This window comes from Eubacteriales bacterium (assembly GCA_041390245.1).
GTDB lineage: Bacteria > Bacillota > Clostridia > Christensenellales > JAWKQI01 > JAWKQI01.
Window position 1 is genome coordinate 35,445 of sequence record JAWKQI010000003.1, and the last position, 21,877, is coordinate 57,321.

Sequence of the window (21,877 nt, forward strand, 5' to 3'; positions counted from 1 at the left end):
TTCAAGTCTCCTGTTATTTAGTTACCATGGTACCGATACCGGAGTTTGTAAATATTTCTAAAATAATAGGGTGAGGTATAGTACCGTTTAGTATATGCGTACGGTTGACCCCCTGCTCGACGCTCTTAATGCACCCTTTTACTTTCGGGAGCATCCCGCCGTTTATAGTACCGTTTTCCATATATTCTTTTATCTTTGAAACGGATATTTCGTATATCAAAGATTCCGGGTCTTTTTCGTCTTTTCGGATACCGTCTATATCCGTTAAGAATATTAATTTCTCCGCTTGCATAGCAGCGGCAATTTCGCCGGCAACTGTGTCTGCATTAATATTAAAGCTCTCTCCGTTTTCGCCAACACCTATAGGAGCGATTACAGGGATATACTCGTCTTTTGCAAGCAGGCTTAAAAGCGAAGTGTTTATAGACTTAATTTTACCGACTTGGCCGAGTTCATCATTTAGTTTTTCAGCAACTATTATATTTGCGTCTATTCCGCAAAGGCCAATGGCTTTTGCCCCTGTTTTATTTAACTTAGAAACCAAGTCTTTATTTGTCTTGCCGATAAGAGTCATCTGTACTACTTCCATAGTGCGTGCATCAGTTATCCGAAGACCGTTTGAAAACTTAGGTTTAATATTAAGCTCGCTTAAATATTTGTTTATCTCATTCCCGCCGCCGTGAACGACTATTGGATTAACGCCTACAAATTTAAGCAGCGTTATGTCTTCTATTATCTTCTGCGTAAGCTCAGCATTTAGCATTGCCGCACCGCCGTATTTGATAACTACTGTCTTCCCAGAAAGCCGCTGGATATAAGGAAGGGCTTCTACTAAGATATTTGCTTTTTCTATATATTCGTGCATGCGTTCGTTCATATTTTTAACCTCCGAATTTCTTATAAGTACCATGCGACAGGGGATAGCCCTGTAGTTTCGTCTAAACCATACATCAGGTTCATATTCTGCACAGCCTGCCCGGCCGCACCCTTTATAAGGTTATCTATGCAAGAGACTATTACCAATCGGTTAAGCCGCTCATCTATAACAAAACCTATGTTTACGTTGTTAGACCCATTTACATGTTTTAATTCCGGCAAGCCGTTTTCATATACATTTATGAAAGGCTCAGACGAATACATTTTATATGCATCTAAAACGTCTTTCCTAGATATATTTTCAATATTTGCATAAATAGTTGCCAGTATCCCGCGTTTAACCGGTAAAAGATGCGGCGTAAAGGAAAGCGCTATGTTTTTATTAGCGGCCCAAGAAAGTTTTTCCTCTATCTCAGACGTATGCCGATGCACTGCTACGCTGTATGCCTTAAAGTTTTCGTTTACCTCGCAGAATGAAAAGCCAAGCGATTCCTTTCTTCCTGCTCCGGACGTACCGGATTTAGCATCTATTATTATATTATCCGTTGAAATAAGGCCTTCTTTTAAAAGAGGATACAGAGGAAGAATAGAGCAGGTGGTATAACACCCGGGGTTGCCTATTAATTTGGCAGTACGTATCTTGTCTTTATTTATTTCACAAAGCCCGTAAACGGCATCTTCTAATAAATCTTTGCATTTATGCTCTAGATACCACTTTTTATACGTATCCGCATCGTCGTAACGGAAATCTGCACTTAAGTCTATGACTTTTTTACCTTTTGCAATAAGAGAGGGAACGATATTCATAGATACCCCGTGCGGAAGAGCAGTAAATACGACATCAGAATCATCTGAATCATTTAACTCACTTAAAAGAACCAAATCTTTTCCTTTAAAACTAGGATAGACTTCGCTTAAGTGTTTTCCTGCGGCCATTCGAGACACAGCGCCGACTATTTTAACTTCCGGATGTAAAGACAATATCCGTGTAAGTTCAAGCCCTGCATATCCTGTTGCACCTATAATACTTGCCTTAATCATAAAAATCCCTCCAAAGCAAATTATTTATAATTATACATAAAGATGAATAAAAATGCAATAGTGTATTTAAGTTTTTTTATAAAATATTTTTAAAAAAGCCTGTATTTTATAAAAAATGTTTTCTTTTTTAAGGAATTGTTTTAAAATAACCAAAAGAGGTATTTTAAGGAAATGTTTATTTTAAAGATAACACCATGTAAAAAAAAGGGTAGAGTTAATATTTATTCAGATGAAGGGTATAAGTGCTCGCTAAACATGGAGTTTATATTAAAATACCACATTTCAGAGGGAAAAGATATATTAGATGACATAATTGACGAAGCGATAATCGAGGACGCTAGAAGATATGCGTTTGACCTTGCGATAAAATATATTTCTAATATGCCCCATACGAAAAAGCAAGTTGTAGATTATCTTAATAAAAAGGGAATTGATAAAAAAGGCATTAAAAGTGCGATAGATAAACTGATAGAATATAAATACATAGATGATAACGATTATGCAACAAGTTTTTTAGAAGAATTGATTAAAAAAGGCGTTTCTAAAAGGGCAGCATTTAACAAGATGCTTGAAAAAGGCATTGATAAGCAAACGGCAAACGAGGCAATTAAATCATTTAGTGATGCAACTGAGAGAGAAAATGCGTCTAAAGCATACGAAGCTGTTAAAAATAGGTATGGAGACGTAACCGATAGAAAGGTAAGGGACAAGATATGGCGTTTCCTATTGTCAAAAGGGTTTGATTCAAGTACAATATCTAAAATATTGTCTCTAGACGAAGATGAATATTAAATTTATATATAAGGGAGGAAACTAAATCTATGTACAGCGGAAGCATTACCGACATTTCGGCTATAAAACTGGGGCACTATACTGATAACGAAGCAAAAACCGGGTGTACCGTAATAATTGCGGAAAATGGGGCGGTCTGCGGCGTGGATGTACGCGGAAGCGCACCAGGCACGAGGGAGACTGATTTGATGCGCCCGTGTAATTTGGTAACTCATGCTAATGCAATAATGCTTTCAGGCGGCAGTGCATTTGGCCTTGAGGCTGCATGCGGAGCTATGAGGTATTTAGCAGATATGGGCAAAGGCATGAAGACCGGCGCAGGGGTTGTCCCGATAGTCGGCAGTGCTGTTATATATGATTTAGAAGAAGGCAGTTTTGCATACCCTGATATTGAGGCGGGCATAGCCGCATGCAAGGCAGCGGGAGAGAGCCCGGAGTTTGGCCTTGTAGGAGCCGGAACGGGTGCCAGAGTAGGGAAAATGGCAGGGAAGCCGGGGCGCGGCGGTATAGGAAGTGCATCTATCACACTTAAAAACGGAGTTATAGTGGCAGCGGTATTCGTGGTTAATGCGGTAGGAGATGTTATAGACCATAGGACAGGAAAGATTTTGTCCGGTGCGACTAATGAAAACGGGGATTTTATAAACTGCGTAGATGCTATCATAGACAACAGCAGTGTTAATAAGATAATAAATACTAATACAGTTATAGGAGTCGTTGCTACTAATGCTAAGTTAACAAAAGAACAGGCAAACAAAATGGCACGGGTAGGACAAGACGGAATAGCGATGAGCGTTCGTCCTTCACATACAATGTTTGACGGGGATACTGTTTTTGCAATGGCGACAGAAGAGGCAGAAGGCGACTTTACAACTATACTTACATTAACATCAGAAGTCGCTGCGCGCGCTATTCAAAACGCGGTTTTAAAATAAGAGGTTTATTATGGTTTTAGGTTTAGGAATTGATGTGGTTAAAGTAAGACGTATGAGAGATGCGGTTTTAAAAGAGGGGTTTTTAAAGAGGGTATATACTGAAAAAGAGATAGAACTATTTAATTCAAGGGCAGACTTAGCTCTTACTGCAGCATCTAATTTTGCGGCGAAGGAAGCGGTAATAAAAGCGCTTGCACTTGGCATGAGCAGAACTCACTTTAATGAAATAGAGGTTTTAAGAAAAACAAGCGGCCAGCCATATGCTGTGCTTTACGGAAATGCTAAGGAAGCTTTCTTAAATATGCAGGGTAAAAATTTAATTATAAGCATAACAAATACAGAAGACAGTACAGCGGCGGTTGCAGTTATAGAGGGATAATATGAAAGTTATTTTAGCTAATGATGTAAAGAAAATAGATGAAAGCCTCGTAAACGAAGGAGTATCCTCAAACATACTCATGGAAAACGCGGCATTTTCTGTAACGGAGGCTGTTTTAAAAGCTTACAGCGGTGGAAAAGTCTTTTTTCTATGCGGCCCGGGAGGGAACGGCGGAGACGGGTTTGCTGCAGCAAGGCAGCTTACTGCAAGTAGTATTTCGGTACAATGTGCATTAATAGGAGACGATACAAAAATAAATTCCGACACTAAAGTAAATATGCGCTACTTTGAAAATAAGGGCACGCTTTTAAAAGTAAAAATAAAAGAGGACCTAAGTAGTATTAATATAGATAAGGAAGACATAATTGTAGATGCCATATTTGGAATATCTCTTTCCCGTGAGGTAAGGGGTATATATAAAGAAGTTATAGAATATATAAACAGCTTATCTTCATATAAGATATCAGTGGACATGCCTTCTGGTGTCGCTGCAGATACAGGCCAGGTGCTTGGATGCGCGGTTAAGGCAGATGAAACGGTAACTTTTGTATACCCAAAACCCGGGCAGCTTATCTACCCAGGAAGGGAGATGGCAGGCAAACTAACGGTTGCCAATATCGGTGCATTTGCAGACACTGAAAGTGACATAGAAGTGTTTTTTAGTAGCGGTGACGAGCTTAAACTTCCTAAAAGAGAAAAGAATACTAACAAAGGAGACTATGGATACTTAGCAATATTAGGCGGATCAAAGGGCTTTACGGGTGCCGCGGCTTTCAGCGCAAAGTCTGCTATGGCCGCCGGTGCGGGTGTCGTATGCTTAGGAACGCTTAAAGAGGTGCAGGGCATATATGCAAAACTTCTGCCGGGTGCAGTAACTAAGGAAATAAGTGGAGACGGCGGAAAGTATTCCATTAAAAGTATCGGAGATATAGAAGAATTTTTAAAAGGGAAAGCAGCTGCTGCGATAGGCCCGGGAATGGGATATGATAAAGGTCTCTTGCCTTTATTGAAAAAAATATTATCTCTTCCGCTGAAAAAAGTTTTAGATGCAGATGCGATAAACATATTGTCTCATAATCCAGATTTATTAAAAAACGCTTGCGGAGAAATCGTTTTAACGCCGCATCCTAAGGAGTTTTCTCGTTTGACCGGATTGAGCGTAGATGAGATAATCAAAAACCCGTTGTTTTTGGCAAAGCAATTTGCACTTGATTATAACGTTACACTTCTTTTAAAAGGTGCGAGCACTGTGGTGGCCAGCAAAGATAAGGCTTCTATTATATTAGCCGGAACCCCGGGAATGGCCAAAGGCGGTAGTGGAGACGTTTTAACAGGCGTTATAGCTGGGCTTATGTCCCAGGGGTTTGGCGCACACTTTTCGGCAGTGTTGGGGGCACACATATGCGGAAAAGCAGGGGAGGCAGCCTCTGAGAAAAAAGGCGAATACAGTATGACGCCTAAAGATACCATAAACAACATACCCTATATTATTAAAAAAATGTCCAGGTAATTTTAAATTAAAAGGGGCCGGAAGATATGCTAAAAAAATTTTTAGTATCGTTTTTAATAACCGTAGTATTAATACTTGGCATATTCACCTCTTCTTCATATTTGAAAACCACTGCTGCAAGTGGTGCCATTAATGTAGCTGATATAGTGTTACCTGAACCGGATATAATTCCTACCCCAATTCCTGACCCAAATGACAAATATTTTAGCGACCAGGAAAAATATTTTGTAGCAGATGATTATTCATACATGTCTTATAGCTCTAAAAATCTAAGTGTCGAGATTACGCGCTGCGTAGATAAGGAAAGGACACTCAGATACTATGTAGCAGATGTCAGGACAAGAAATGGCGAGAGCTTTTTTTCAGGATACCCCAATCACGGAACTCCGAACATGGACTTTGACTCCAGAAGAAGGCTTAATGTAATTGCAAGGCAGTATAGTGCGGTTCTTGCTATAAACGGGGATTTTTATATAGACAATAAAAACAATACGCTCGGGATAATAATCCGCGAAGGCGAAATCAAGGTAGAAAAGAACAAGGCAGATACACTTGCCTTTATGCCAGACGGGAGCTTAAAGGTCTATTCTCCTGGTGAAGTAACAGGGCAGGAACTACTCGGCATGGGAGTTAATATGACGTATTCATTTGGACCAACACTTGTAAAAGACGGGCAGATGACCGAAGGCCTTGACAGGCACCGTTTAAGAAGCAGGAACCCTAGAACTGGGATAGGATATATAGATAAAGACCACTATATTTTAATAGTGGTAGAAGGCAGGCGGCCGGGTATATCAGTCGGCGTAACTCTTACCGAATTCGCTGAATTGTTTTTAGAGCAGGGCGCAACTTTGGCTTATAACTTAGACGGGGGCATTTCTTCGAATATGTGTTTCTTAGGAAATCCTTTGGCTTATCACCCGGTAGATGAAATTGCAGACCATTGCGACGGGCGGTCTTTGCCGGACATGATATACATAGGAGTATCTGACCTTTGTGCTGATGAAGACGATGAAATAATAAGGTACGGGCAGAGTTAAACTTAAGTATTTAAAGAAGCTTTTTAAAGCTTCTTTTTTTATATAAAGATGTTTCTTTAAAAATTACTTTTCTAAGTAAGATTAAACAAATAAGGTTTGGGATAACCATAAATGCATTTGCGATGTCTGCTACCATCCAAACAGTCTCAAGGGAAAAAAGGCAGCTTAGTGCTACAATGACAGAGAAAAAAACACGGTAAAAGTTAATACTTTCTTCACCTAATAAAAATCTCATACCCACCTCGCCTAAATATGCCCAGCCAATTACAGAAGAAAAAGCAAACATCGTTGTCGATATTGCTAAAATTTCGTTTGCTGAAGGAAGGACAGTACTAAATGCTCTGAGTGTGAGCAACGCTCCGGTCTCCTCGTTTAACGGTACGTTTGAAGTAAGTATACAAAGGGCGGTGATGGTACATATAACTATCGTATCAATAAAAGTGGCTGTCATGCCTATCAGGCCCTGTTTTGCCGGATCTTCCGTTTTTGTACAGGCAGCTGTTATAGAGGCAGAGCCAAGGCCGGATTCATGTGTCATGACGCCGCGGCTGGTACCATATCTCAAAGCGGCCGCAAACGTACCGCCTGCAATGCCACCGGCAGCGGAAGTAAAGCTAAAGGCGTTAGTGAATATTTCATTAAGTGCCGGAAGTATATTATTTGAATTTACAAAAATTACGAACAGCCCGGCACATATATAAAATATCGACATGAAAGGGACTATTTTATCGGTAACTCTTGTTATTCCTTTTATCCCTCCGCCGATTATCAGGAATACCAGGACGGAGAAGAACAGCCCACAGATTATCGGAGATACGCCCCATACAGAGGAAAATATATCTGCAATAGTGTTAGACTGAACTGCGTTTCCCATCCCAAATGCCGCAGCTACGGTTGCACATGCAAAGACAATAGATAGTATTGTCCCCTTTTTACCCTTAACACCGTATTTTAGCGAGTACATTGGCCCGCCTATATATTCTTCCTCCTTTTTTCTGAATTTAACGCCCAAAACACATTCGGAATATTTAAGAGCCATGCCGAATATAGCTGTCATCCACATCCAAAATATAGAGCCTGCCCCACCTAAAGTAAGTGCGGTTGCAACGCCGGCTATGTTCCCGATTCCGATGGTAGAAGCAAGAGAGGCCATTAAAGAAGAAAAGGGAGAAATTTCTCCCCGGGCATTTAAATCTTTTTCTTTTTTAAATAGAAGTGAAAAGGCATGGGGCAGGCGTATTAAACAAAAGCCTTTTAGTTTGAATGTAAAAAAAATACCTATTAATAAAACAAAAGATATTGTTAGAGGGCCCCAAACTATTTTATATATAGAATTTAAAATAGAATGAAAGTCCATTAAAAAAGATACCTCCTGGTTATTAAGTGATACTTAAAACATATGCGCCTTATTTAAGATATAAGACTATACGTTACCTTTTTATATACTAAAACATACAATGGTATATGCACTTTACTAATTTAATAGGGGTGGTATAATTGATTGAAAGGGGAGAAATATATATCGCGGACTTAGACCCCATCGTTGGATCTGAACAAGGTGGAAAAAGGCCTGTAGTGATTATACAAAATAACGTAGGCAATAAATATAGTCCAACAGTTATTGTAGCCGCGATCACATCTAATATAAAAAAAAGCTCTCTTCCGACGCATATTGTAATTGATGGTCAGGGTATACTAAAAAGAAGCGTAATACTTTTAGAACAGATAAGGACAATTGACAAAAGAAGACTTGGCAAACGGCTTTTTAAGTTGACTGATGATCAGATGCGTCATTTGGATGAAGCGTTAAAAGTGAGTGTTTTAAAAGCCTAAAAACGTTTGTTGATATATTAAAAGCCGCGGGGGAATACCTCGCGGTATACATATTATAAGGTTTTAGGAACATATATAAATTGAAAAAGAAATTCTTTGAGATTTTAGCAATAGCATTTGGAGTGTTTTTAGCCTCGGTAGCATTAAAGGTTTTCTTGATACCTGCAAAGATAGCTGCCGGAGGGGTAAGCGGGCTGTCTACTATAATATATTATGTAGTAGGAATACCGCCTGGCGTATCCATATTTGCTTTGAATATACCGCTTTTTATATTAGGGCTTAAGGATATGGGAACATCGTTTACCATAAAAACGTTGTTTGCTACCCTGGCATTTTCGGCGCTTACTGATTTGATTAATATAGATATCGCTACTAACGATATGTTTTTAGATACGCTATATGGCGGGGCGTTTATGGGTTTAGGCTTAGGGCTTGTCATAAAAGGCGGAGCTACTACCGGTGGCAGTGATATGGCTGCTAAAATCTTGAACAAGCGCTTTTCTTTTATATCAGTAGGCATGTTTATATTTATAATAGACGTATTTGTTATAAGCGCTGCAGCCATTGTATTTGGACCGCTGCAGTCACTTTATGCTGTTGCTTCACTTTATATAAGCTCGCATTTGGTAGAGCTCGTTACAAACGGCTTAAGAACCGGCAAGGCGTTTTTCATAATATCTGAAAAAGCAGAAGAGGTTTCTGAAGCTATCATTAAAAATACAAACCGTGGCGCAACGATGATTTATGCAAAGGGAATGTATACAAAACAGGAAAGAAATATAGTTTTAAGTGTGGTTACAAATAACCTAGAAGCCCAGAGGATGAAGAACGTAGTTAAAAATACAGATAAAAACGCATTTGTCATAACTACGGGAGTTAAAGAGGTCTTGGGGCAAGGTTTTATCGAAGAGGTAGCTATAGAAGAAAAGAAGGAAAAGAAATCAAAATCAAAATAGATACGTTCTACAAAAGGAGAAACTTATGCTACTTTTAAAAAATGCTAAGATTTTAACAATGGCGGGGAAAGATTATGAATGCGGGGATATTCTGATAAAGGATGGGAAGTTTGCAAAAGTCGCCGGCGAAATCGAAAGCGAAGGCTGCAAAGTAATAGACCTAAGCGGAAAAATAGTTATGCCAGGGATTATAGATGCACACTGCCATATCGGTATGTGGGAAGACGGGATGGACTTTGAAGGTGCAGACGGCAATGAGGAGTGTGAACCGCTGACTCCGGAACTTATGGCCATTGATGCGGTCAACCCATTCGACCGTGCATTTACTGAAGCCAGGAATGCTGGTGTCACCACTGTCGTAACCGGCCCCGGAAGTGCAAACGTTATAGGGGGGCAGTTTGTAGCGTTAAAGACAGTTGGGACAAGCGTTGACGAGATGATAATAAAGCAACCTGCCGCACTTAAAGTGGCTTTCGGCGAAAATCCGAAGAGGGTTTTTTCCGAGGAGAAAAAAAGCCCTATGACGAGGATGGCGACGGCAGCTATGTTAAGACAGACTCTTACAGAAGCACAGGAATATAAAAAAAGCATAGATAGAGCCAAGAAAAAAGAAGAGGACCCACCGGAAAAGGATTTTAAAAAGGAAGCAGTGCTGCCGGCTATAACCGGAGAACTGATGGTCAAAGCACATGCACATAGAGCAGATGATATTTTAACTGCAATAAGAATAGCAAGGGAATTTAATTTAAAACTTTCAATAGATCATTGTACGGAGGGGTATTTGATACCGGAATACGTCAAAAAAAGCGGTGCAAAGGTGATTTTAGGGCCGCTTCTTACGGAAAGGGCAAAGATAGAACTTAAAAACTTAACCTTTGCCGCACCAAAGATCATGGCGGAAAATGGCATCCCGTTTGCAATTATGACAGATCATCCGGTGATACCGATTCAGCACATACTTATTTCCGTAGCACTTGCTGTAAAAGAAGGGTTAGATGAAAAGACTGCACTTGAATCTGTAACTATAAATGCGGCTAAGTGCTGTGAATTAGAGGATAGAGTCGGCAGTATAGAAGCTGGCAAGGATGCAGACTTAGTAATCTTTAATGGCCCACCGCTTGATATAAGCAGCCGTGTTAAAATGGTTTTAATAGACGGCAATGTAGTTTTTGAGGAAAAGTAACAGGGGAAAAAGGGGAAGCTAAAAGGTGTTTAAAATAACTTCTTCAAGCGAGGAAATGACACAGGATATCGGCAAAACGTGTGCGAAAGCTCTTAAAAACGGATACGTTATAGCATTGGATGGAGACTTAGGGGCAGGAAAAACAGTTTTTACACGCGGAATCGCAGCCGGACTTAAAATAAAAGGGAATATACTAAGCCCGACATTTACAATCCTTCGCCAGTATGAAGGCGAAAACTTTAAATTTAACCACTTAGACCTTTATAGGATTAACGATGCTGATGAACTTTATGAAATAGGCATCTTAGACATTTTGGATGACGGTATTACAGTTATAGAGTGGGCTAAAAAGGCAAGCGGTATTTTTAGAAACGATGCTTTATTTATAAGCATTGCGAGAGGGAAAAAGGAAGATGACAGGGAGATTTCTTTTTACTGTAAGGACATTTTAAGGGAAAAAGAATTTTTTGAGGTTTTAAAAGATGTATATACTTGCGATTGACACTTCTATAAGCGTACTTACATGTGCGGTTTCGAAAGATGACAAAATATTAGCGGAAGAGTATAGCGATGTAAATAAAACACATTCAACAGGGCTTATGCCGATGGTAGACAGCATTTTAAAAAAGGCCTGTCTTGATATAAAAGATATAGACGCTTTTTCTTGTACAGTTGGCCCAGGCTCTTTTACCGGGCTTAGGATCGGTGTGGCTACGGTAAAGGCATTTGCACAGGCAGGAAAAAAGGCATGTGTTGCTGTTGATACGCTAGAAGCTTTGGCGCAAAACGGGGTGCTGTTTGAAGGGCGCATATGCCCTATGATAGATGCAAGGCACGGAGAAGTATACAGCGCTACTTTTGAATCAAATGCTGATGAAATAAAGAGGATAACGGATACAGAAGCTTATCTAGTAAGTGAATTACTCTTAAACATGCCAAAGGTGAAGACGCTTTTTTTAGGCGATGGCGCTGATGTAAACGAAGAGGAGATAAAGGAAGTATTTAAAGAAAACGCTTATTTTGCAAAAAAAGGAATGAGATACAACAGGGCATCATCTATTATTAGTATAGCCTTTAATAAAATAAACGAAGGCAAGACTATAAGTTTTTACGATTTAACGCCTGTATATGTAAAAAAGACGCAGGCAGAACGTAACCTTGATAATAAAGACGAGGATTTGGTTTGATGGATTTAGATATATTGGTTAGGCGTGCGCGCCTTTTTGATATAAGCCATATAAACAAAATAGAGAAACAGTCTTTTTCCATGCCGTGGTCTTTTGATTCTCTTTTTACTGATATATTTTTAAACAATTTAACTGCATATTTTGTAGCCGAGGTAAACAGCGAGATCGTAGCTTACGGTGGCATGTGGATGATATTGGGCGAAGGGCATATAACTAATATAGCAGTTAAGCCTTCTTACCGCCTGCATGGTATCGGAAAAGCAATCTTAAAAAAGCTTTTGGAGACTGCAATTAAAAACGGTATTGAAATGATGTCATTAGAAGTACGGCAGAGCAACGAAAATGCTATCAAGATGTATGAAGCTGCCGGTTTTATTAAAATGGGAGTCAGAAGAAATTATTATGTTTTGCCGATAGAGCATGCGTATATAATGCAAAAACAAATAGAAAATTTAGATAGCGAGCTTAACGAAGCATAAAAAAACACACCTTTAGGTGTGTTTTTTTATAAATTGATTTTTTACCTTCTGTCGTAATTCCTGTTGTTTCTCTGCTGTTTTCTTGCACGACGGCAGGCAGGACATCTTTGTGGTTCATTTTCAAAACCTTTTTCACGATAAAATTCCTGTTCGCCTTCTGTGAAGATAAACTCCTCATTACAGTCTTTGCAGATAAGCTTTTTGTCTGGCATATATAGATAACCTCCATGAAATATTGGATCTTAATTTTTGAAGTATCCAAACCATTTATGAAGGTGGAAAAAAATCAAAAACAAGTAATCCCGATGTTTAAAACATCTTTAGATATTATTATAACAGACTTTTACAATTTTACAACAAATATCTTTCAAAATTTATTTATATGAACTTAAATATTGAATTTTAAAGTTAAATCAAGTAAAATTATTAGTGGCTTTTATAAAGAAAAGGGGAAATAAAATGCGAAAAATTGCTATGCCAAATCCCATAGTGGAGATGGACGGAGACGAAATGACCAGAATAATGTGGGATATGGTAAAAACACGTCTTATAAGTCCTTTTATTGAGTTAAATACGAAGTATTATGATTTAAGCCTTAAAAACCGTGATAAAACGGAAGATCAGGTAACACTTGATGCGGCCAATGCCATCAAAGAGTTAGGCGTGGGCGTAAAATGCGCAACGATAACGCCAAATGCGCAGCGTGTTAGTGAATATGGATTAAAGAAAATGTGGAGAAGCCCCAACGGAACTATCCGTGCAGTACTAGACGGAACGGTTTTCCGCATGCCGATACTTGTTGACGGGATTAAGCCTTTTGTCAGAAATTGGACTAAACCCATTACGATAGCACGTCATGCCTATGGAGATATATATAAAGATACCGAAATGATAGCAAAGCCAAACGCAAAGGCCAAGCTGGTTTTATCATATGGGGATAAGGATGTTGAAGAAGAGGTCTTTGATTTCGATGATGAAGGCGGTATAGTGCTTGCGATGTATAATACCGAAAAATCCATAAAAAGTTTTGCAAAAACTTGTTTTGAGTACGCTCTTTCGACGAAGCAGGATCTGTGGTTCGCAACTAAAGATACTATTTCAAAGATATACGACCATAGGTTTAAGGACATTTTTGCCGAAATGTATGAAAGCGAATACAAAGAAAAATTTAAAGCAAATGAAATAGAATACTTCTATACGCTTATAGACGATGCTGTTGCACGCGTTATAAGAAGCCACGGCGGGTTTATATGGGCACTTAAGAACTACGATGGAGATGTCATGTCGGATATGATGGCAACAGCATATGGCAGCCTTGCTATGATGACATCTGTTTTGGTATCGCCGGACGGTAATTATGAATATGAGGCGGCCCATGGTACCGTTACAAGGCATTACTATAAGCACTTAAACGGAGAAGAAACTTCTACGAATTCAGTAGCGACGATTTTTGCATGGACAGGCGCACTAAAAAAACGCGGAGAATTAGGCGGCAATGAGCAACTTGCTGCTTTCGCCTTAAAGCTTGAAAAGGCATGTATCGACACGATAGAAAAAGGGATAATGACAAAGGATTTATCAGTAATGTCTACGCTTGCTGACATCCGCACAGTCAACACATCTGAGTTCATAGACGAAATAGCAAATGAGCTTAGAAAAAACATTTAATTTAAAAGTATTTTAAATACGGGCTTATTTAGGTAAACCCGTATTTTTTGTTTGCTTTTTTAAGGATGCTTGTATTAAAATATATTGAACACAGATTAACATTTGGAGAAATTAAATGGATTTAAAAAACATTAGGAATTTTTGCATTATAGCTCATATAGATCACGGTAAATCAACATTGGCAGACAGGTTGATTGAGGCTACTCAAACAGTTGCCAAAAGAGATATGACTGAGCAGCTTCTAGACACTATGGATTTGGAGCGTGAGAGGGGCATAACTATAAAAGCGCAGGCAGTGCGTATGTTTTATACTGCAGACGGGGTTGAATATGAGTTTAACTTGATAGATACTCCAGGGCATGTGGATTTTACGTATGAGGTATCAAGAAGCCTTGCCGCCTGCGAAGGGGCCATACTCGTTGTAGATGCTACACAAGGTATTGAGGCGCAGACGCTTGCAAACGTATACTTAGCGCTTGACAATGATTTAGAGATTTTGCCGGTTATAAACAAGATAGATCTGCCTTCTGCCCGGCCGGACGAAGTATGCAGGGAAATAGAAGACGTTCTTGGGATAGACACGTCGGAGGCACCGAGGATAAGCGCAAAAGAAGGCATCGGGATAGACGATGTACTAAAGGCCGTTGTTAAGTTCCTGCCGCCGCCGAAATCTGATGGGAATAAACTAAGTGCCTTGGTGTTTGATTCGTATTACGATAATTATCGTGGTGCGATAAGCTACGTCCGAGTTTTTGACGGTAGTATAAAGGAGGGGGATTTAATCCGTTTTATGGCTACCAATAAAGTATTTGAAGTAACTGAAGTCGGAATTTTTTCTCCATCACAGGTAACTATAAAGGAACTTACTCCAGGGAGCGTAGGCTACGTCTGCGCGAGCATAAAAAATGTTGCGGATACACGTGTCGGCGATACTATAACCAATGCTGAGAACGGAGTGAGTAAGCCTTTACCAGGATATAAAAAAGTTACGTCTATGGTCTTTTGCGGCATATATCCTGCCGACGGCGCAAGATATGATGATCTAAGGGATGCACTTTCAAAACTTCAGTTAAACGATGCTTCCTTAACCTGCGAACCGGATACGTCGTCTGCATTGGGGTTTGGCTTTAGGTGCGGGTTTTTAGGATTACTGCACATGGAAATAATACAGGAGCGTCTAGAGCGTGAATTCGACTTAGATTTGGTAACAACGGCGCCATCTGTCAGCTACAATATTTTAAAAACAGACGGGGAGCTTATAAAAGTGGATAACCCTACTAACCTACCGGATGTAAGCGTAATAGACTATATGGAGGAGCCTATCGCGAACGTATCTGTTTATACGCCGGATGAATATGTAGGGCAGGTAATGGAAGTCTGCAAAGAAAAGCGTGGCGTTTTTAAAGATATGGAATACCTTGAAAAAACACGTGTGCTTTTAAAATACGAGATACCATTAAACGAAATAATCTACGATTTCTTTGATATATTAAAATCGAAAACGCGCGGATACGCATCGCTTGATTATGATATAAAAGGTTATGTAAAAAGCGACCTGGTTAAACTGGACATGCTTTTAAACGGAGAGGTATGCGATGCGCTTTCAATAATAGTGCACCGGGACAAGGCATATGAACGCGGGCGCATGATAGCCGAAAAATTAAAAGATGTAATCCCGCGCCAGATGTTTGAAATACCTATACAGGCGGCTATCGGCGGAAAGATAATAGCCAGGGAAACAGTTAAGGCTATGAGAAAAGATGTTCTTGCTAAGTGTTACGGCGGAGATATAACGAGAAAGAAAAAGCTCTTAGAAAAGCAAAAGGAGGGCAAAAAACGGATGCGTCAGGTAGGTAGTGTATCGCTTCCATCCGAAGCGTTTATGTCCGTTTTAAAGCTTAACAAATGAGCGAAATAAGCTTGTATGTTCATATACCTTTTTGCGTAAAAAAATGCGCATACTGTGATTTTGTTTCTTTTACTCAGCATGAAAATATTTCTAAATATATAGACATGCTTTTACAAGAAGCAGAAGAAAAGTCGGCCAGTTTTTCAAATAAAAAAGTAAAAAGCATATTTATAGGCGGAGGAACTCCGTCTATTTTAGATGAAAAAGATATCTCTAAATTGATGAGCGGAATATTTAAATTATTTGATGTTAAAAAAGACGCCGAAATATCTTTGGAAGCAAACCCAGGTACACTTGATATAGGTAAGCTTTCAACGTATATTTCACTTAATATAAACCGATTGAGTTTAGGCCTTCAGTCTGCAGATAACGGGGTTTTAAAAACTTTAGGGCGGATACATACTTTTGAAGATTATTTAGCTAGTATTTCTTTGGCATTTGATACTGGTTTTAAAAATATATCTACAGATTTAATGTTCGGCGTGCCGGGGCAAAGTTTAAAAAGCTTTAAAGATACACTTAAAAAAATCGTTAAGTTAGGGTTAAAGCATGTCTCCGCATATTCTTTGACTCTTGAAGAAGGCACTCCGATGTATGAAAAGTATAAGGTTACAGATGAGGACTTAGACAGGGAAATGTACCATCTGGCAGTCAGTACTTTAGAAGAAAACGGTTTTTTACAGTATGAGACCTCTAACTTTGCAAAAAAGGGCTATGAGTGTGCTCATAATCTGGTCTATTGGGAGGGCGGAGAGTACCTGGGGCTTGGAGTTGCCGCGCACTCACTTTTATTTACAGAAAACGGGCATATAAGGCGGCAAAACACGCGGGATTTATATAGATATCTAAAAGGCAGCTATGAGGATGAAGGATTTACATGCTTTTTAACAGATGAAGATATTTTAAAAGAATATTTGATGCTTAATCTAAGACTTAAAAAAGGTATAATCTTTGAAGACTTTTTTGAGAAATTTAAGGTAGATTTTAAGGATAAATTTAAAGATGCAATAGAAAAAAGCGTAAGCCAAGGGCTTTTAGTGGTTAATGACAAAAGCGCATCTCCAACTTTGGCAGGATTTGACTTTCAAAATACTCTAATTGGTAAATTTTTTTAATATTTTATAAAATATTGATTTTAATGTATTGACAAAATATACAAGATGATATATTTTTATATCATAGATTAGCACTCTCCTTTGCAGAGTGCTAACAATGGAGGCCGGCATGGAGATAAGTGATAGAAAGCTTGCCATATTAAAAATAATAATTGATGGATATATAACTACGGGGATGCCCATTGGTTCTAGAACTGTATCTAAAAAGCCGGGATTCAATTTTTCTTCTGCAACTATAAGGAATGAGATGGCGGATTTAGAAGAACTTGGATTTCTAGAGCAGCCGTATACTTCTGCGGGGCGGATACCTTCTGATAAGGCTTATCGTTTATACGTAAATAAATTAATGAATACGGTAAAGCTGACTAAAGAAGAAAAAGAAAGCATAAAAGGCTATTTTGCTATGAGGCAAAACCAGATAGACGATGTGGTTGAAAGTGCGGCAGATATAATATCTGACACAACTAAACATATATCTATGGTTTTAGCTCCGCAGCTTGACAATATAATTATAAGGAATATACAGCTCGTTAGGATAAGCGAGACAAAAGCACTGCTTTTGATAATTTCGTCTACTGGGCTTGTCAGGGAAAGCGTTATTAGTATCCCGCCGGATATCGATGAAGGATATTTAACTATGTTATCTAATATGATGACGCAAAATACGTATAATATGACGCTTTGTGAGGCAAGGAATTACATAGAAAATCACCTTAACGAGGAGATAAAGCTGCATATTAAGTTTTTAAGGGACGCTATTAGTTGTATTGAAAAACGTGAGAATGAAAAAAGCATTGTATTAAGCGGTGCAGAAAATATATTTAAAAATTTTGATTTTCAGGATTTTGACCGGGCCAAGAGCCTGATGCGGGTTTTAGAAACTAAAGATATACTTTATGATATGTTAAAAAAGGCAACTAAGATGGAGTTTTGCATTAGCATAGGCCAGGAGAATGAAGCAGACCAGTTAAAGGATGTATCCATAGTCACTGCGACTTATAAAATAGGGGGGAAGCCGCTAGGGTCCTTTGGAGTTATCGGGCCTACCAGAATGGACTATGCGAAGGTCATCTCGGTGTTAAACCATATAGGTGGAAGTTTAAACAGTATTTTATCAAGCTTTATTGAAGAAGATAAATAAGCCTGACGAAAAGAGGATTTAAAGATGAATGATAAGGTGAAAGAGGATTTGAAAGAAATTTTAAAAGAGGATTTTAACGAACAAAAGAAAAATCAAGAAGAGGATTTAGTTGAAGAAGAAAAGAACGTTGCGGAAGAAGTTGAAGTAGAGGGAACCGAAGGAGAAGAGGCTTTAGAGGATTTAGCTGATAATGAGGATTTAAGCGACAAGTTAAATGAAACGCTTTTAAAGGTGGCAGACCTTGAAGCTGAGAAGGATAAATACCTAAGAAACCTTCAGATGGAACGAGCGGATTTTGATAATTTTAGAAAGAGGAATAAAATGGCGGTATCAGAAGCGATGAGCGCCGCTAAGGCGGACATCATCTTTGAGATACTTCCGGTGGTAGACAACTTTGAGCGTGCACTAAGCGCAGACCTAAACAGGGAAGATGCTTTTGTTAAAGGAATGGAGCTGGTTTTAACCCAGTTATACGACATACTTAAAAAAGCGGGATTAAAGGAAACACCCGCACTTGGAGAAAAGTTCGACCCGCACTTTCACGAAGCAGTTATGGCTGCACCTTGTGAAGAAGGGATAGAACCGCATACGATAACCGAAGTCTTTTCAAAGGGATACATGCTTGGAGACAAAGTCGTTCGGTATAGCAAAGTTAAAGTTAGTGAGTAAAAAAGTAAAAATTAAAATTTTTGTATATAACTAGGAGGAATTTAAAATGAGTAAAATAATTGGTATCGATTTAGGAACAACAAACTCCTGTGTTGCTGTTATGGAAGGCGGAGAGCCTGTTGTAATACCCAATGCAGAAGGAGCAAGAACAACACCGTCTGTAGTATCATTTTCTAAGACGGGTGAACGTTTGGTAGGCCAAATAGCAAAACGCCAGGCCATTACCAATCCAGATAGAACTATTCTTTCTATAAAGAGGGATATGGGAACTAACAGAAAAGTCAAAATAGACGATAAGGAATATACACCGCAGGAGATTTCTGCAATGATACTTCAGAAATTAAAAACAGATGCTGAGGCATACCTTGGTAGCAAGGTAACCCAGGCTGTTATAACAGTCCCTGCATATTTTTCGGATTCACAGCGTCAGGCAACAAAAGACGCAGGAAAAATAGCCGGGCTTGAGGTTTTAAGGATAATCAACGAGCCTACAGCTGCATCTTTAGCATATGGGCTTGACAAAGACGCAGACGAAAAGATTTTGGTTTACGATTTAGGCGGTGGTACTTTTGATGTATCCATACTTGAAATCGGTGACAACGTCATAGAGGTTTTGGCTACTAACGGAAACAACCGTTTAGGCGGTGACGATTTCGATAAGAAAATCATAGACTGGATGGCAGATGAATTTAAGAAGTCTGAAGGTATAGATTTAAGATCGGACAAAATGGCTATGCAGCGCTTAAAAGAGGCGGCAGAAAAAGCTAAGATAGAGTTATCCGGCGTAGTTACCGCAAACATAAATCTTCCGTTCATAACGGCAGATGCAAGCGGCCCTAAGCATCTTGAATTAACACTTACCAGAGCTAAGTTCGACGAATTAACTTCAGATTTAGTTGAAATGACTGTAGAGCCGACAAAGAAGGCAATGTCAGATGCAGGTGTAAGTAAAGACGATATCGCTAAAATAGTATTAGTCGGCGGCTCAACGAGGATACCTGCGGTTCAGGAAAAGATAAAGGGTATAACGGGTAAAGATCCTTATAAGGGCATAAACCCGGATGAATGTGTTGCGGTAGGCGCGGCTATACAGGCCGGCGTTTTGGGCGGCGAAGTAAAAGACGTATTGTTGCTAGACGTAACACCGCTTTCATTAGGAATTGAGACCATGGGCGGTGTAATGACAAGGCTTATCGACAGGAATACTACTATTCCTACAAAGAAGAGCCAGATATTCTCAACAGCGGCAGACGGCCAAACAAGCGTTGAAATACATGTTTTACAGGGCGAACGTGAGATGGCGGCATATAATAAGACACTCGGCCGTTTCACTTTAAGCGGAATACCGGCAGCTCCAAGGGGCGTACCGCAGATAGAAGTTACGTTTGACATAGATGCAAACGGTATCGTACATGTATTTGCGAAAGATTTGGGAACAGGCAACCAGCAGGATGTAACTATAACTGCCTCAACTAATTTAACAGATTCAGAAATAGACAAGGCCGTTAAAGAAGCAGAGCAGTTTGCTGCAGAAGATAAGAAGAGAAAAGAAGAAGTAGAAGCCAGAAATACGGCCGATGCACTTTGCTATAATACAGAAAAGACGCTAAAAGATTTAGGTGACAAAGTATCGGCTGAAGATAAGGCTAAGATAGAAGAAAAGATAGAGAACGTTAAAAAGCAGCTTTCCGGTAATGATACCGAAGCTATAAAAACAGCCAGCGACGAACTCTCTAAGGTTTCATACGATGCATTCGGCAAAGTATATCAGAGCCAGGCTAACACGGCTCAAAGCGCAGGTGCAGGACCTAATCCAGAGGCAGATGCGTCTGCGGGTACAGGTGCTGATGACGTAGTAGACGCCGAATACGAAGAAGTTAAAGACGATAAAGAAGGGAAATAAGGCTTTTTAAAAGAGGAAAATGGTTTTTAAGCCAAAGAGTTTAACGGGCATGTTTTTACATGCCCGTTAAATGAACTTAAAAAAGCTTTATGATTAAAGGTGGTATCGGTTTTGGCGAAAAAAGATTACTATGAGGTTCTTGGCGTAAGCAAGAGCGCTACCCAAGAAGAAATAAAAAAAGCATATAGACAACTTGCAAAGAAGTATCATCCGGATACCAACAAGGGTAATTCTGAGGCGGAAGCTAAGTTTAAAGAAGCCAACGAAGCCTACCAGGTGTTAAGCGACGAACAGAAAAAGAGCCAATATGACCAATTCGGCCATGCGGCATTTGACCCAAATGCCGGTTATGGCGGAGGCGGAGGTTTTGATACGAGCGGATTTAGCGGCGGGTTTAATACCAGCGGCTTTGGCGATATATTCGAATCTTTTTTCGGCGGGTTTAACGGAGACAGCGGGTTTGGCAGCTCCAAAAGGCGCGGGCCTGCAAGAGGTGCGGACTTAAGGTATAACATGACTATATCCTTTGAAGATGCGTATTTTGGTGCGAGTAAAAATATAGAGATAACAAAAGATGAGACCTGCGGAACTTGCAAAGGCTCCGGTGCTGAACCGGGCAGCAATAAAAAGACCTGCGAACGCTGTGGCGGAACAGGACAGATCCGCCAGCAAAGCAGTACGCCTTTTGGCAATTTCGTAAATGTGACTACATGTCCTGTATGCCACGGAGAAGGATCTATAATAGAAAAACCGTGTAAGACCTGCCATGGGAAAGGAACAGTCAATAAGGCTAAAAAAATATCGGTAAAAATACCGGAAGGCATAGATACAGGTCAGGCATTAACTCTTTCAGGAGAAGGAGAACCAGGCAAAAGCGGAGGGCCGGCAGGAGACCTTTATATCTATATAACAGTCCGCCCGCACAGGTATTTAAAGAGGGAAGGCGCAAACCTTTATTTAGACGTTCCCATACCATTTACGCTTGCGGCTCTTGGAGGAGATATCGAAGTGCCGACGATGACAGGCAAAATAAAATACCACGTACCGGAAGGGACACAGACAGGAACAATATTCAGGATGAAAGGCAAAGGCATGAAGCATCTGCGTACCAGTAAGTATGGAGATTTATACGTAAAGGTCAACGTAGAGGTGCCAAAGAAACTTTCAAATGAGCAAAAGCAGATCTTAGAAAGATTTGGGTCTACCGGACAAGAAAAGAGCTTTTTTGAAAAGGTAAAGGATTCTTTTGGAGGAAGGTAAT

The 21,877-nt window shown here is 39.6% G+C and carries 22 protein-coding genes; 18 read left to right on the plus strand and 4 right to left on the minus strand.

All coding sequences use genetic code 11. The features are described 5' to 3' along the window. Positions 1 to 13 precede the first annotated feature (13 nt). Both argB and argC read right to left on the minus strand, forming a co-directional pair. Positions 14 to 877 carry an acetylglutamate kinase gene (gene argB, locus R2876_04500; GenBank protein ID MEZ4357874.1) on the minus strand — a complete coding sequence of 288 codons (864 nt, stop codon included), beginning with the start codon at positions 875 to 877 and terminating at the stop codon, positions 14 to 16. 20 nt (positions 878 to 897) lie between these two features. Further along, the gene (gene argC / locus R2876_04505) at positions 898 to 1,917 is read right to left on the minus strand and encodes an N-acetyl-gamma-glutamyl-phosphate reductase (protein MEZ4357875.1); all 1,020 of its coding nucleotides are present in this window, start codon (positions 1,915 to 1,917) and stop codon (positions 898 to 900) included. Between the two features lie 171 nt (positions 1,918 to 2,088). On the opposite strand from argC, the gene R2876_04510 reads away from it, so the two are divergent. The 5 genes from R2876_04510 to R2876_04530 are packed head-to-tail and all read left to right on the plus strand — an operon-like array spanning position 2,089 to position 6,573. Then, positions 2,089 to 2,709, plus strand: coding sequence for a RecX family transcriptional regulator (locus R2876_04510; GenBank protein MEZ4357876.1), 621 nt, complete (start codon positions 2,089 to 2,091; stop codon positions 2,707 to 2,709). A gap of 29 nt (positions 2,710 to 2,738) precedes the next feature. Further along, positions 2,739 to 3,644, plus strand: a complete 906-nt coding sequence (locus R2876_04515) for a P1 family peptidase (GenBank protein MEZ4357877.1) — start codon at positions 2,739 to 2,741, stop codon at positions 3,642 to 3,644. 10 nt (positions 3,645 to 3,654) lie between these two features. Further along, complete coding sequence (gene acpS, locus R2876_04520; GenBank protein MEZ4357878.1) at positions 3,655 to 4,023, plus strand: holo-ACP synthase; 369 nt, start codon at positions 3,655 to 3,657, stop codon at positions 4,021 to 4,023. 1 nt (position 4,024) lies between these two features. Then, positions 4,025 to 5,533, plus strand: coding sequence for an NAD(P)H-hydrate dehydratase (locus tag R2876_04525; GenBank protein ID MEZ4357879.1), 1,509 nt, complete (start codon positions 4,025 to 4,027; stop codon positions 5,531 to 5,533). Between the two features lie 26 nt (positions 5,534 to 5,559). Next, positions 5,560 to 6,573: a phosphodiester glycosidase family protein gene (locus R2876_04530; GenBank protein MEZ4357880.1), complete on the plus strand. Its 1,014-nt coding sequence runs from the start codon at positions 5,560 to 5,562 to the stop codon at positions 6,571 to 6,573. Between the two features lie 10 nt (positions 6,574 to 6,583). On the opposite strand, the gene R2876_04535 is transcribed toward R2876_04530, so the two are convergent. Beyond that, positions 6,584 to 7,930, minus strand: a complete 1,347-nt coding sequence (locus R2876_04535) for a sodium:alanine symporter family protein (GenBank protein MEZ4357881.1) — start codon at positions 7,928 to 7,930, stop codon at positions 6,584 to 6,586. Between the two features lie 140 nt (positions 7,931 to 8,070). On the opposite strand from R2876_04535, the gene R2876_04540 reads away from it, so the two are divergent. The 6 genes from R2876_04540 (at position 8,071) to rimI (ending at position 12,211) form a co-directional block, all read left to right on the plus strand. Then, positions 8,071 to 8,406 carry a type II toxin-antitoxin system PemK/MazF family toxin gene (locus R2876_04540; protein MEZ4357882.1) on the plus strand — a complete coding sequence of 112 codons (336 nt, stop codon included), beginning with the start codon at positions 8,071 to 8,073 and terminating at the stop codon, positions 8,404 to 8,406. An 80-nt stretch (positions 8,407 to 8,486) separates the two neighbouring features. Continuing rightward, positions 8,487 to 9,362, plus strand: coding sequence for a YitT family protein (locus R2876_04545; GenBank protein MEZ4357883.1), 876 nt, complete (start codon positions 8,487 to 8,489; stop codon positions 9,360 to 9,362). Between the two features lie 25 nt (positions 9,363 to 9,387). Then, positions 9,388 to 10,545 (plus strand): amidohydrolase, encoded by a 1,158-nt coding sequence (locus R2876_04550; protein MEZ4357884.1) that lies wholly within the window; start codon positions 9,388 to 9,390, stop codon positions 10,543 to 10,545. Positions 10,546 to 10,570: 25 nt separating this feature from the next. Next, entirely contained in the window at positions 10,571 to 11,047 is a 477-nt protein-coding gene (gene tsaE, locus R2876_04555; GenBank protein ID MEZ4357885.1) for a tRNA (adenosine(37)-N6)-threonylcarbamoyltransferase complex ATPase subunit type 1 TsaE, read from the plus strand. Next, a complete protein-coding gene (tsaB, locus tag R2876_04560) occupies positions 11,028 to 11,732 on the plus strand; it encodes a tRNA (adenosine(37)-N6)-threonylcarbamoyltransferase complex dimerization subunit type 1 TsaB (protein ID MEZ4357886.1) in 705 nt (234 codons plus the stop codon). Before tsaE ends, tsaB begins: the two co-directional genes overlap by 20 nt. Continuing rightward, the gene (gene rimI / locus R2876_04565) at positions 11,732 to 12,211 is read left to right on the plus strand and encodes a ribosomal protein S18-alanine N-acetyltransferase (GenBank protein ID MEZ4357887.1); all 480 of its coding nucleotides are present in this window, start codon (positions 11,732 to 11,734) and stop codon (positions 12,209 to 12,211) included. Before tsaB ends, rimI begins: the two co-directional genes overlap by 1 nt. 41 nt (positions 12,212 to 12,252) lie before the next feature. On the opposite strand, the gene R2876_04570 is transcribed toward rimI, so the two are convergent. Next, positions 12,253 to 12,423, minus strand: coding sequence for a zinc-ribbon domain-containing protein (locus tag R2876_04570; protein ID MEZ4357888.1), 171 nt, complete (start codon positions 12,421 to 12,423; stop codon positions 12,253 to 12,255). A gap of 247 nt (positions 12,424 to 12,670) precedes the next feature. Between R2876_04570 and R2876_04575 the strand changes: the two genes are divergently transcribed. From R2876_04575 to dnaJ, 7 genes are all read left to right on the plus strand, one after another. Continuing rightward, positions 12,671 to 13,879, plus strand: a complete 1,209-nt coding sequence (locus R2876_04575) for an NADP-dependent isocitrate dehydrogenase (protein MEZ4357889.1) — start codon at positions 12,671 to 12,673, stop codon at positions 13,877 to 13,879. A gap of 115 nt (positions 13,880 to 13,994) precedes the next feature. Continuing rightward, a complete protein-coding gene (lepA, locus tag R2876_04580; GenBank protein MEZ4357890.1) occupies positions 13,995 to 15,788 on the plus strand; it encodes a translation elongation factor 4 in 1,794 nt (597 codons plus the stop codon). After that, a complete protein-coding gene (gene hemW, locus R2876_04585; protein ID MEZ4357891.1) occupies positions 15,785 to 16,903 on the plus strand; it encodes a radical SAM family heme chaperone HemW in 1,119 nt (372 codons plus the stop codon). Before lepA ends, hemW begins: the two co-directional genes overlap by 4 nt. Before the next feature lie 109 nt (positions 16,904 to 17,012). After that, on the plus strand, positions 17,013 to 18,044 hold the full coding sequence (gene hrcA, locus R2876_04590) for a heat-inducible transcriptional repressor HrcA (GenBank protein ID MEZ4357892.1): 1,032 nt from the start codon (positions 17,013 to 17,015) through the stop codon (positions 18,042 to 18,044). A 24-nt stretch (positions 18,045 to 18,068) separates the two neighbouring features. After that, positions 18,069 to 18,713, plus strand: coding sequence for a nucleotide exchange factor GrpE (locus R2876_04595; GenBank protein MEZ4357893.1), 645 nt, complete (start codon positions 18,069 to 18,071; stop codon positions 18,711 to 18,713). Positions 18,714 to 18,759: 46 nt separating this feature from the next. Continuing rightward, positions 18,760 to 20,616, plus strand: coding sequence for a molecular chaperone DnaK (gene dnaK, locus R2876_04600; protein ID MEZ4357894.1), 1,857 nt, complete (start codon positions 18,760 to 18,762; stop codon positions 20,614 to 20,616). 111 nt (positions 20,617 to 20,727) lie between these two features. Continuing rightward, positions 20,728 to 21,876, plus strand: a complete 1,149-nt coding sequence (gene dnaJ / locus R2876_04605; protein ID MEZ4357895.1) for a molecular chaperone DnaJ — start codon at positions 20,728 to 20,730, stop codon at positions 21,874 to 21,876. The last annotated feature ends 1 nt before the right edge of the window (position 21,877 follow it).

Excerpts from the sequence above, each read along its gene's own strand:
- argB (MEZ4357874.1), bottom strand. The coding sequence starts at position 877 with ATGAACGAACGCATGCACGAATATATAGAAAAAGCAAATATCTTAGTA.
- argC (MEZ4357875.1), bottom strand. The coding sequence starts at position 1,917 with ATGATTAAGGCAAGTATTATAGGTGCAACAGGATATGCAGGGCTTGAA.
- R2876_04510 (MEZ4357876.1), top strand. The coding sequence starts at position 2,089 with ATGTTTATTTTAAAGATAACACCATGTAAAAAAAAGGGTAGAGTTAAT.
- R2876_04515 (MEZ4357877.1), top strand. The coding sequence starts at position 2,739 with ATGTACAGCGGAAGCATTACCGACATTTCGGCTATAAAACTGGGGCAC.
- acpS (MEZ4357878.1), top strand. The coding sequence starts at position 3,655 with ATGGTTTTAGGTTTAGGAATTGATGTGGTTAAAGTAAGACGTATGAGA.
- R2876_04525 (MEZ4357879.1), top strand. The coding sequence starts at position 4,025 with ATGAAAGTTATTTTAGCTAATGATGTAAAGAAAATAGATGAAAGCCTC.
- R2876_04530 (MEZ4357880.1), top strand. The coding sequence starts at position 5,560 with ATGCTAAAAAAATTTTTAGTATCGTTTTTAATAACCGTAGTATTAATA.
- R2876_04535 (MEZ4357881.1), bottom strand. The coding sequence starts at position 7,930 with ATGGACTTTCATTCTATTTTAAATTCTATATATAAAATAGTTTGGGGC.
- R2876_04550 (MEZ4357884.1), top strand. The coding sequence starts at position 9,388 with ATGCTACTTTTAAAAAATGCTAAGATTTTAACAATGGCGGGGAAAGAT.
- tsaB (MEZ4357886.1), top strand. The coding sequence starts at position 11,028 with ATGTATATACTTGCGATTGACACTTCTATAAGCGTACTTACATGTGCG.
- rimI (MEZ4357887.1), top strand. The coding sequence starts at position 11,732 with ATGGATTTAGATATATTGGTTAGGCGTGCGCGCCTTTTTGATATAAGC.
- R2876_04570 (MEZ4357888.1), bottom strand. The coding sequence starts at position 12,423 with ATGCCAGACAAAAAGCTTATCTGCAAAGACTGTAATGAGGAGTTTATC.
- R2876_04575 (MEZ4357889.1), top strand. The coding sequence starts at position 12,671 with ATGCGAAAAATTGCTATGCCAAATCCCATAGTGGAGATGGACGGAGAC.
- lepA (MEZ4357890.1), top strand. The coding sequence starts at position 13,995 with ATGGATTTAAAAAACATTAGGAATTTTTGCATTATAGCTCATATAGAT.
- hemW (MEZ4357891.1), top strand. The coding sequence starts at position 15,785 with ATGAGCGAAATAAGCTTGTATGTTCATATACCTTTTTGCGTAAAAAAA.
- hrcA (MEZ4357892.1), top strand. The coding sequence starts at position 17,013 with ATGGAGATAAGTGATAGAAAGCTTGCCATATTAAAAATAATAATTGAT.
- R2876_04595 (MEZ4357893.1), top strand. The coding sequence starts at position 18,069 with ATGAATGATAAGGTGAAAGAGGATTTGAAAGAAATTTTAAAAGAGGAT.
- dnaK (MEZ4357894.1), top strand. The coding sequence starts at position 18,760 with ATGAGTAAAATAATTGGTATCGATTTAGGAACAACAAACTCCTGTGTT.